The following is a 9,403-nucleotide window of genomic DNA, read 5'->3' as shown; positions in this document are numbered from 1 at the left end:
GCTACGGGGTTCCCGTGTCCATGAACGCGTACCTGACCGTCAAGGGCGTACGGGACATCACGGCCGGGCTCGTCGTGCTCCCGGCCCTCGTGACGGGAAACCAGCACATGCTCGGTTGGCTGATTCTTGCCAGTGTGTTCGCCCCGCTGGGCGACATGGTCGTCGTGCTCAGGAACGGGGGTTCGCGGGCGGTGGCGTTCGGTGTCCACGGCCTCACCGCCGCGGTGATGGTGGTGGTCGCGGCCATTCTCATCCTGGCGTGATCGAGGTTTCGGGCCTAATCCTTGTCCGGTCTGGTCAGGGCGCCGTCCTTGCCGTAGTGCGGCACGGTGTTCCCTCGCATTTCTGAGAACTCGAAAAGGGGAGACGACGATGACGATCAACGATCTGCGCGGTGTCCTCAAGGGGCGCGTGCTCCTGGCCGATGACGACGGCTTTGAACAGGCGGCCACCGCGTGGAATCTGACCGTCAGGCAGCCGGTGGCGGCCGTGGCGGAGGCCGCGGATGCCGATGACGTGGCGGCGCTCGTGCGTTACGCGCGGCGGGCGGGTATGACGGTGACCGCGCAGCCGAGCGGGCATGGCGCCTCGGGTGATGTGGAAGGCCTGATCCTGTTGCGTACCGGCCTGCTGAACGAGGTGGAGGTCCGCGCGCAGGAGCGCGTGGTCCGGGTGGGCGCGGGCGTGAAGTGGGGGCAGGTGCTGGCGGCGGCCGGTCCGCTGGGTCTGACTGGCCTGTCCGGCAGCGCGCCGGGGGTCAGCGTGACCGGCTACACCCTGGGCGGTGGGGTCGGCTGGTTCAGCCGCAAGTACGGCTTGGCCTCCGACAGCGTGCGGGCTATCGACATCGTGGACGCCGATGGCGAGCCGGGCCGGGTGAGCGCCGAGTCCGATCCCGAGCTGTTCTGGGCGCTGCGCGGCGGTGGCGGGGACTTCGCGGTGGTGACCGCCCTCGAACTCGAGCTGTATCCCGTGCCAGTCCTGTACGGCGGGCGCGTGATCTGGCCGGAGCACCGGACCAGGGAGGTGTACGACGCGTTCCTGGAGATCACCGCCGAGGCGCCGCGTGAACTCAGTGTCTGGATCAACCGGCTCCAGCCACCCGGCGCGCCGCCGATGGTGACGCTGGATCTGGCCTACCTGGGTGAGGCGGCTCAGGGGGAGGACCTGCTGGCGCGCATCGACAAGATCGAGGGCGCGATCTCCGACAGCCGCGGCGTCGTCCCGGTTGCCGACCTGGGTGACATCACCGCCGAGCCCACCGATCCGGCCCCATCCATCGCTCGTGCGGAGCTGCTCACCGGCCTGGACGCGGACGCGGTGGAGCTCCTGCTGGCCAAGCCGGTCGAACCGCTCATCAACGTGCAGATCAGGCACCTGGGCGGGGCGCTTGCCGAGCCGGGCGGCGGGGCCGGTGCGAGCGGCGCGGTGGCTGAGCCGTACCTGCTCGGCCTGCTGGGTCTCGGCCTGCCGCACGCGGCCGATGCGACGCGCGCCAAGCAGGCCGAGGTCGTGGCCGACCTGGAGGCCTACATCAGCGGCCGCAAGCCGTACACCGTGCTGTCTCCCGGTGACACGGCGGCGAAGTCCTTCTCCGGCAGCGCGCTCGCGCGGCTGCGGGAGATCAAGCGGGCCCGTGACCCGCACAACGTGTTCCGCGCGAACTACCCGGTGCTCGGATAGATCGGTTCCCAGCAGGTCACGGCCCCTCCGCCCACCGGGGCGGCGGGGCCGCACCGAACCCGCGTGACAGATGTCGCCGCGAGCACTGTGAAGGGCACATGCCGGAGACATCGCCCCTGGGGCGCTACAACTTCGCCCTGCCAGAGATCATCCGCGTTGCTTGCCGTACTGGTTGCCAAGCCGTACCCGCAGACGGTCACCGGCTCCGCGCACGCGCACGATCTGACGGAGCGTCTGATCGCGGAAGGCGCGTGAGGGATAGATGAGCGTCATCGACTCATGCGCGCTGACTGGGGCGGATCTGAAGGCCGCCGTCCATGTGGTGGTCACGTGTTCAGCCCTCCAGGGAGCTCAGCAGGTGGCGGGTAAGGTCGCCGAGCCGCGCGGCGGCCTCGGGAGAGAATGACGGGTGGTCCAGGCTGATCGGCTTGGTCTGCAGGAAGGCGCTGAGCGGGGCGGCGGGCGGGTCGTCGAGGAGGGCGATGATGGGCTTGACGCCTTCGGCGACGGGCGCGCCGTACCTCTTGAGCGACTCGACGTGGGCGGCGGTGGCGGCGTCGTACTCGCCGCGGAACGCGGTGGACACCGGCCCGGGGTTGATCAGGACATATCGGGTACGGCTGGCCGCCCGTTCGACGGCGAAGGCGGTGCCGAGCAGGTCGTTGGCGCGCCCGGCCTGCATCTGGGCCGCGACCCCGTCGTAGCCTCGCTCGAGCATCGGATCGTCCCAGTGGATGCGGCCGATCGGGACGCCGGGGCCGGACACGTTGACGATGACTCCGGGATCGGTCAGGCCGTGGCTGAGCAGGTGGCGGCTCAGGTACTCCAGTGCGAAGGTGGCCTCGAGTCCCTCGGGGGTGACGGACCGGGCGGAGCGGAAGTACCGGGCGCACAGCACGAGTGCGTCGACGGCCGGATAGGCGGCGTTGATCTCGTCCAGGATGCACCGGTTCTCGCTGACCAGGCTCAGGTCGGCCGCGATGAGATGGGCGCCGGGCAGGGCTTTGTCCTTGTCGCGTCCGACGATGACGACGGTGTCGCCGCGGCGCAGGTAGGTGCGGGCGAGCTCTTTGCCCATCCCCTCGGTGCCACCGGTGATCACGAGGGTCTTCACAGGGATGCCTTTCCGGCCAGAGCGGGTTCACGAAGTCTATGAGCACATCGCGCGGACGGATCGACAAGCGGCAGGCGATCCTGCGGGGCGCGTTCGCCGTGTTCGCCCGGCAGGGCTACGCCCAGGCCTGCGTCCAGGAGATCGCCGACGAGGCGGGTGTGGCCAAGCCGACGGTCTACAACCACCTCACCGACAAGGCCACCCTATTCAGGCACGCCGTCCAGGACGCGGCGCAGGCCGCCCTGCAGCAGCGCCTTGCCGCGCTGGAGCCGCTCGTCGAACCGGGCGACAACCTGCGCGCCACCCTCGAGGGCGTCGGCCACGAGCTGCTGCGCCTGCACTGCGACGAGCACTCCTGCGCGCTGCGACGGCTCCTCTACTCGGAGATCATCCGCTTCCCCGACGTCCTCGACGTCGTCACCGAGTCCGGTCCACACCGGCTCACCCAGGCGCTGACCGACCGGCTGGCCCGCCTCATCCTGGCCGGCCGCCTGCGCGCCACCGACCCCGAGCTGGCGGCCGAGCAGCTACTCGCCCTGCTCGTCGGCCCCTTGGAGGCGCGCTCCCGCATGGGCACCCGACTCCTCGGCGACGATGAGCTGCGGGAGGTGGCCCGGGCCGCCGTCGACACCTTCCTCCAGGCTTACGCCCCCTCTGACCGGCAAACGATCGCCTCCTAGAGTTGCAGGACTGTGCACGGATTACCGCGGATAATCGCTGATGCTCTGCGATAACGTGGCTTCTTCGGCGTCATCACCATGGACGTGGAGGCGGAGCCGGCCAAGCTGGACGGCGGCGGGTGGCGGCCGCTGCTGTTCGGTCTCATTCGGCCCGAGGCACGTCTCACTGATCACGAGGTGTTCGCTCCGATGCCTCAGATCCGTGAGACGGCCCAGCCTCTGGCCAGGTGCGGGCCGGGCAGGGCCGCCCTTCACGTCAGATGCCCGTGGCACCCCTGCTTCCTTCGCGCTCCGGACGGGGCGTCACCTGCTGTGGCGGATCGCCGCCCGTACGGCGGTGTAGATGACGACCCAGAGAGCCGCCAGGGGGATGAGGAACATGAAGATGATCTCGAACAAACCGACGCCAGGCATGCCCGCAACATAAGGCGCCGCGGTTGGAAAACGCTTAACGATCACTTGCTTGGAGCCGGCGCGAACGGCGTCGGCCAATGACACCCGACAGGCCCAGCGAGCGAAACGAGGAACTGCCTCATGATCAGTGAGACGACTTCGATGCCGTTCGTCTCATCCAACCTGAGGCAACGCAGGTCAGGTCCTTCCCGTGCCTCAAATTCAACGAGACAGGACAGCTGCGGCCCGCGCAACTGCGCGAGCTTGGGCTGACACCCTGACAGGCCCTGCACCGCGCTCCCATGAAGGGGAGACGGCACAGGCTGTTGAGCTAGGGGCCTGCGCGGGGCGCGGGCCACCCCCTCGTGCATAGGGCCTGGTCTGGGTGACCGTGACCCTGCTAGGCGGTCGCCGACACGTTGTGGATCGTCGCCGCGATGATCATGCTGACCTTCCTGGCCGGCTTCCTGCTGCCCAGACAGGCCCGCGAGGCAGAAGCCGCCTCCTGACCGCGATGTGACAGAGAACTTGCATTACCTGTCACATATGGCTCAGCGAGCCGCATCCCGCCCGGTCCAGCGCGGCGACGGCGTCCGGGACCGGGCGGGGGATCATCGGCTCGCCGTAGCGGTGGGCCCGGCGAACCTCGTGGACTCTTCACCGCTTCCATGGCCTTCGCCGGGAACCGCCCGGCTCGGCTCTCTCTTGGTGTCTAACTGCTGTGACCAGAAACGTTCACCGGGTTGGTGTGTGGCTCCCCAGAGGGAGGTTCGCTTTCTGGCAGCAGCTCATTCAGACAGGCATTTCAAATATGAGCTCGAGGCCGTCCACCTCGTCCCACTGCTCTCCGACCTCAACGAAGCCGAATCCGGAAATCGTGGCCAGGGACGCGGTGTTGTCGGGGCCGATCGTCACCCGTGCAGTCCTGACTCCGGATTCGGCTGCGGCCCGACGCATCAACTCGGTCAACATCGTCCTGGCGTACCCCTGACGACGGTAGCCGGGAGCCACCGAATAACCGATCTCCACCATGCCCGTCTCGTCCGGCGGCCCGTGGAACCCGGCATACCCCACCACGACGCCTTCGGGCTCGGCCACTACGGCTCGGGTGAGCCACCCCGCGCTACCCGGGTCCGAGGCCAGCTGATTGATCCGATACCGCCAGACCCACTTCGCCTGATCGGTGAGGAAGTACTCCGTGAGCTGGACTCCTGCCTCGACACTGGCCCGGGCAAGGTCGTCATCCAGCAAGGCGGTCATGGCCGTGCTTGTCAGATCAACAAATCTCACTGACTTCAATCCGGTAGGGGCTGAGGGCAGGCGTCCGAACTCATCTGTCACAGCGCAAATGCTCGCGGAGCGCCCTGGGCTGTGTTCAACGGGTTTCAGAGTGGTCGATGTCCAACCCGGCTCACGTCGCGACCTCAATGCGCTCACTTGGCCCACGACCCGGTGAACGTTTCCGGCCACAGCACTAATGTCATGCGCCTGAAATTCGTCGGCAATATCTAGCGAGGGATTCGAGGATCTCTTCGGCGGTCTTTCTCCACACGAACGGCCGCGGGTTGTCGTTCCACTGAACGATCCAGTCCCGGATGTCTTTCTCCAGGGACTGGACGCTCTTGTGCACACCACGCCGGATCAGCTGGCCCGTCAAGAAGCCGAAGACACCTCACCCAGCCAGACCCGCTCCGGCGTCGCCTTCGCCTTCGTGATCACCCGCACAGACAGTTCAGCGTCGGCGATGAACGGCTCGCCGTTCTCGTACGCCTGGTTGCGCAGGGCCAGAGCGTCGTTGAACACCACCCGGGCGCACCCGAACGCCCGCGCCAGTGCGATCCGCTGGCTTGGGGTCGGGTCGATCCGGTAGGCGTAACGCAGGCGCACACCATGATCCTATCATTGGTTTATGGCCGAAGACGGAGACATCAGGACCGGCAGACACTGCGTTTTCTTACTCCACGCACATTTGGTCTTCATGACCAAATACCGGCACCAGGTGTTCACCGGCCCCCATTTGGAACGCATGGACGTGTTGGTCTCGCCAGCCTTGGCACCTGAAATTTTTGTGCAGTAGCGGCCCGGACTGGTTCGAGGAGGACCCGGTAGCCGAGGGTCTCCAGCTCGCGGATGTGGTGGCGTCTGCAGCGTTCGGTGCTGATACGGCGCTGGGTAGAAATCGCGGCCGAGATCGACGAAGTCGGTGTAAGGGTTGGATTGCGCGAATCACTGCTATACCTGCGATATACCGTCCCTTGATAGCGTCCTCCCGGGTCAACAGCCCCCATGCCTCGGGCCGCATGGTCAAGCGCTTCACCCAGGCCCTACGCAGCCACCGGCAGACACGCCGTCGGCGCACACGCTTGAATCAGCAGGCCACCACGGCCAACTGCGGATGAGTCGGAAAGGAGGAGGCGCTTAATGAGTGAAGCGTTCTACTCGCACGCGAGGCTGTACGACCTCATGTTCCCGGGCGGCGGGCCCGCAGTCGACTTCTACCGGGCCGAGGCCAATCGGCAAGGCGGGCGCGTATTGGAACTCGGGTGCGGCACCGGGCATAAGCTGATCCCCATCGCGTCCGACGGGCATCCGTGCGTCGGCCTGGACTTCTCGTCAGACATGCTGGCTGAGGCTCAGCGTAAGGCGAACGAGCGCGGTGTAGCGGTGGAATGGATGCAGGGCGACATGCGGGCCTTCGATCTGGGCCGCACATTCGACTTCGTGTTCATCACAGCCAATTCCCTCTTGCATCTGCATGAGGCTGAGGATCTGGTGAGCTGCTTCCGGTCGGTTCGAAGACACCTGGCACCTGGAGCACGGTTCGTCTTCGATGTATTCAACCCGAGCGTGCGCCTACTTGCCGAAGCCGATGGCGTGCGGCGCACCCGGGAGTCGTTGTCGTTCATGGATCCTGACCGTGGCAACGTTAGCGTCGATGTCGCTGAGATCTACGATGCGCCCGCGCAAGTTACACGCGGGACGTGGTACCTCTCGACTGACTCCGAGCCCGACTTCGTCGTCGCACCGCTCGAAATAAGGAGCATCTTCCCGCAGGAGCTGCCGCTGCTCGTCTCGCTCGGCGGCCTTCGGCTCGTCGAGCGCTTCGGCGACTGGTCCGGTCGACCATTTGCCGTGGATACGCCGCTTCAACTCTGCATCTGCGAGTCCGCGTGATTGAAGGCGAGAGCACAGTCTCGGTCAAGCAAAATTCGCCCTGGCGAACGACACGCATCCCGCACCGTCGACAGGCACTTCTACAGCCCGCGTCGTACCGACAGAATCACCGCTCGTGCGAAATCGTCAAGCTAGAGACATCGGGTCAAGTCCCGCGGCGTGGTGTACGGCGGTTGATCCTTCGTCGTGTGTTGGTTAGGCGCTGATCGCGCCGGCGGTGTCGCTGGTGATGGCCTCCTCGCTCTGCTCGGTGGTGTTGATCAGCGTCATGCGGCTGCGGGCCAGGACGTCGATGCCGAGGTAGCGGCGGCCCTCGGCCTGGCCCGTATCCTGCTACGCAGCCCACCGGCAGACACGCCGGCGGCGCACACGCTTGAATCAGCAGGCCACCACGGCCAACTGCGGATAGCCGCTTTATAGGCAGGTCAGCCAGTCGTTGATGACTGGCGATCTGGACGGTGGCTTTGTAGCGAACGGCGAGCTTGTCGTATCTGGTCGCGACGGCCCGGTGGCGTTTGAGCCGGTTGGTGGCGCACTCGGCCAGTAGAGCTGCAGCGCTCTCCCGCGGCCAGCGCTGTGCTGGTCATGCGCCGTTCGGCAGCAAGGGGCGCCCGCTTGGGCGCGGCCGGTCCGGCCGGCTCCAATAGGCGCTCGCGGGTGCAGCCATGACCGGCGCCGCTTGCCTGATCGCTCGTCCTGGTCGGCCCGCGGTCCGACGCTGCCCATCCCGATGCTGTCCAATCATTCCGAGATATTCCTTGACACGAATATTCGTCTTGGAGAATACTTCTCGACATGGACGCAATCCTCACCGCACTGGCCGACCCGGCCCGCTGGCGGCTCGTGAGCCTGCTGGCCGAGCGCCCCCGGCCGGTCGGTGTCCTCGCGCAGCTCGCCGAGGCCCGCCAGCCGCAGACGACCAAGCACCTGCAGGCCCTTGAGCGTGCCGGCGTCGTCATCTCCCAGCGCTCCGGCCAGCGCCGCGTCTATGCGCTCCGGACCGCACCCCTGCGAGAGCTGGCGGCTGCGCTCACTCGACTGGCCGACACTGCGGACCAGGTCGGTGGCTCGCGCGAGACCTACGATCGCTACGGGCTCAGCCTCCACGCGGAGCGGCTCGCCGCGAAGGAGCCGGGGTGGGCCGACGGCCGCTCGTTCAGGTTCCTCCGGTCGCTGGCGGCGCACCCGGAAGAGGTCTGGCGCCACCTGACCGAGGCCGCCCTGCTCGCGCGCTGGTGGACGCCGGATGACCTGCGCGTCTCCGAGCTCGTCTTCGAGGCGCGACAGGGTGGGCGGATCATCCATGAGTACCGCGATGCCGAGGACGTTGACGGCTCCGACCCGGTCGCCGGGCACGCGGAGGGGGTGGTCGACGACGTACGCCCCGGTGAGCGCCTGGCCTACCGGCTCTCCCCTCGGCTTCCCGACGGCAGCCTCGCCTTCACCGCCCACCTCGACCTGCACCTCCGGCCCACCGACACCGGCACCGACCTCGACGTCCACTTCCAGATCACCGACAGCGCGGTCGAGTCTGCGGACTTCATCGCAGGCATCGAGATCGGCTTCGGCCAAAGCCTCGACAAGCTCGCGGCGACCCTCGCCGCGGACACGCACAACACCAATACAAGGAGCACCAAATGACCAACTCGACCGGCCGCAGGGTGACCGCGAACCTGAGCCTCACCCTCGACGGGCGTTACAACGGTCCCGGCGGGCCTAGCGATTTCGCCGCGTTCGCCCCCTATGTGACCAGCGAGGTCGCGCGAAACCACATGAACCGCATCTGGGAGAACGCGACGACGGCCCTGCTCGGCCGGCTCAACGCTGAGGGATTCATGGGCTACTGGCCCTCGGTCGCCGAAGACGAAAACGCCGACCCGCGTGATCGCGGATATGCCAAGTGGCTGGTCGACACGGAGAAGGTGGTCTTCTCGGCCACCTTGACCGAGGCCCCGTGGGCACGCACCCGCGTGGTGAACGCCCCCGCCGCCGACGTCGTTGCCGACCTCAAGGCCACTGGGGAGGGCGACATCCTCGTCAACAGCAGCACGAGCATCATCAAACCGCTCCTGTCGGCAGACCTGCTCGACCGGCTGTACCTCATGATCTTCCCCGAGATCGCCGGAGGCGGGCAGCGACTGTTCGACGATGGCCTGCCGGCTTCGAAGTGGACGCTCACACACCAGCAGAGCGGCGAACTGGGCGAGATCGCCATGGTCTACGACCGAGTCCGCTAACAGTCCCCCTCTCCCTTCCGGTGACGCCACACAGGCGTGAAAATGGGGGTGGGTTGCCCGCCGACGCCGGAGCTTCTTCTGGGCCGCATGAGCCCGTCTAACAGTCTGGCGCCGGGGCCCGA

Annotated in this window: 9 protein-coding genes and 1 pseudogene; 7 read left to right on the top strand and 3 right to left on the bottom strand. The window is 67.0% G+C overall.

What is annotated here, in order from left to right; translation table 11 throughout:
* Both ACTWPT_RS59030 and ACTWPT_RS59025 read left to right on the top strand, forming a co-directional pair.
* The coding region (locus ACTWPT_RS59030; RefSeq protein ID WP_443186310.1) for a DUF4267 domain-containing protein at positions 1 to 263 on the top strand (263 nt) is incomplete at its 5' end.
* A 109-nt stretch (positions 264 to 372) separates the two neighbouring features.
* Positions 373 to 1,683 carry an FAD-binding oxidoreductase gene (locus tag ACTWPT_RS59025; RefSeq protein WP_443186309.1) on the top strand — a complete coding sequence of 437 codons (1,311 nt, stop codon included), beginning with the start codon at positions 373 to 375 and terminating at the stop codon, positions 1,681 to 1,683.
* 334 nt (positions 1,684 to 2,017) lie between these two features.
* On the opposite strand, the gene ACTWPT_RS59020 is transcribed toward ACTWPT_RS59025, so the two are convergent.
* A complete protein-coding gene (locus ACTWPT_RS59020) occupies positions 2,018 to 2,797 on the bottom strand; it encodes an SDR family NAD(P)-dependent oxidoreductase (RefSeq protein WP_443186308.1) in 780 nt (259 codons plus the stop codon).
* A 38-nt stretch (positions 2,798 to 2,835) separates the two neighbouring features.
* Here ACTWPT_RS59020 and ACTWPT_RS59015 point away from each other — a divergent pair, with 38 nt between their 5' ends.
* Positions 2,836 to 3,477, top strand: coding sequence for a TetR/AcrR family transcriptional regulator (locus ACTWPT_RS59015; protein ID WP_443186307.1), 642 nt, complete (start codon positions 2,836 to 2,838; stop codon positions 3,475 to 3,477).
* Between the two features lie 1,185 nt (positions 3,478 to 4,662).
* Here ACTWPT_RS59015 and ACTWPT_RS59010 read toward each other — a convergent pair.
* Together ACTWPT_RS59010 and ACTWPT_RS59005 are read right to left on the bottom strand one after the other, a co-directional pair.
* Positions 4,663 to 5,130, bottom strand: coding sequence for a GNAT family N-acetyltransferase (locus ACTWPT_RS59010; protein ID WP_443186306.1), 468 nt, complete (start codon positions 5,128 to 5,130; stop codon positions 4,663 to 4,665).
* 393 nt (positions 5,131 to 5,523) lie between these two features.
* Positions 5,524 to 5,757, bottom strand: a complete 234-nt coding sequence (locus ACTWPT_RS59005) for a helix-turn-helix domain-containing protein (protein WP_443186305.1) — start codon at positions 5,755 to 5,757, stop codon at positions 5,524 to 5,526.
* 22 nt (positions 5,758 to 5,779) lie between these two features.
* Between ACTWPT_RS59005 and ACTWPT_RS59000 the strand changes: the two are divergent.
* From ACTWPT_RS59000 to ACTWPT_RS58985, 4 genes and pseudogenes are all read left to right on the top strand, one after another.
* Positions 5,780 to 5,876, top strand: a pseudogene (locus tag ACTWPT_RS59000) (IS200/IS605 family transposase); the annotation flags it as partial.
* A 415-nt stretch (positions 5,877 to 6,291) separates the two neighbouring features.
* Positions 6,292 to 7,044, top strand: coding sequence for a class I SAM-dependent methyltransferase (locus ACTWPT_RS58995; protein ID WP_443186304.1), 753 nt, complete (start codon positions 6,292 to 6,294; stop codon positions 7,042 to 7,044).
* Between the two features lie 795 nt (positions 7,045 to 7,839).
* Positions 7,840 to 8,685: a metalloregulator ArsR/SmtB family transcription factor gene (locus ACTWPT_RS58990; protein WP_443186303.1), complete on the top strand. Its 846-nt coding sequence runs from the start codon at positions 7,840 to 7,842 to the stop codon at positions 8,683 to 8,685.
* Complete coding sequence (locus ACTWPT_RS58985; protein WP_443186302.1) at positions 8,682 to 9,281, top strand: dihydrofolate reductase family protein; 600 nt, start codon at positions 8,682 to 8,684, stop codon at positions 9,279 to 9,281. Before ACTWPT_RS58990 ends, ACTWPT_RS58985 begins: the two co-directional genes overlap by 4 nt.
* The last annotated feature ends 122 nt before the right edge of the window (positions 9,282 to 9,403 follow it).

Origin of the sequence: Nonomuraea sp. 3N208 (assembly GCF_052245935.1) — a bacterium.
In the GTDB taxonomy this organism is placed as follows: domain Bacteria; phylum Actinomycetota; class Actinomycetes; order Streptosporangiales; family Streptosporangiaceae; genus Nonomuraea.
This window is presented reverse-complemented; position numbering and strand designations above follow the sequence as displayed.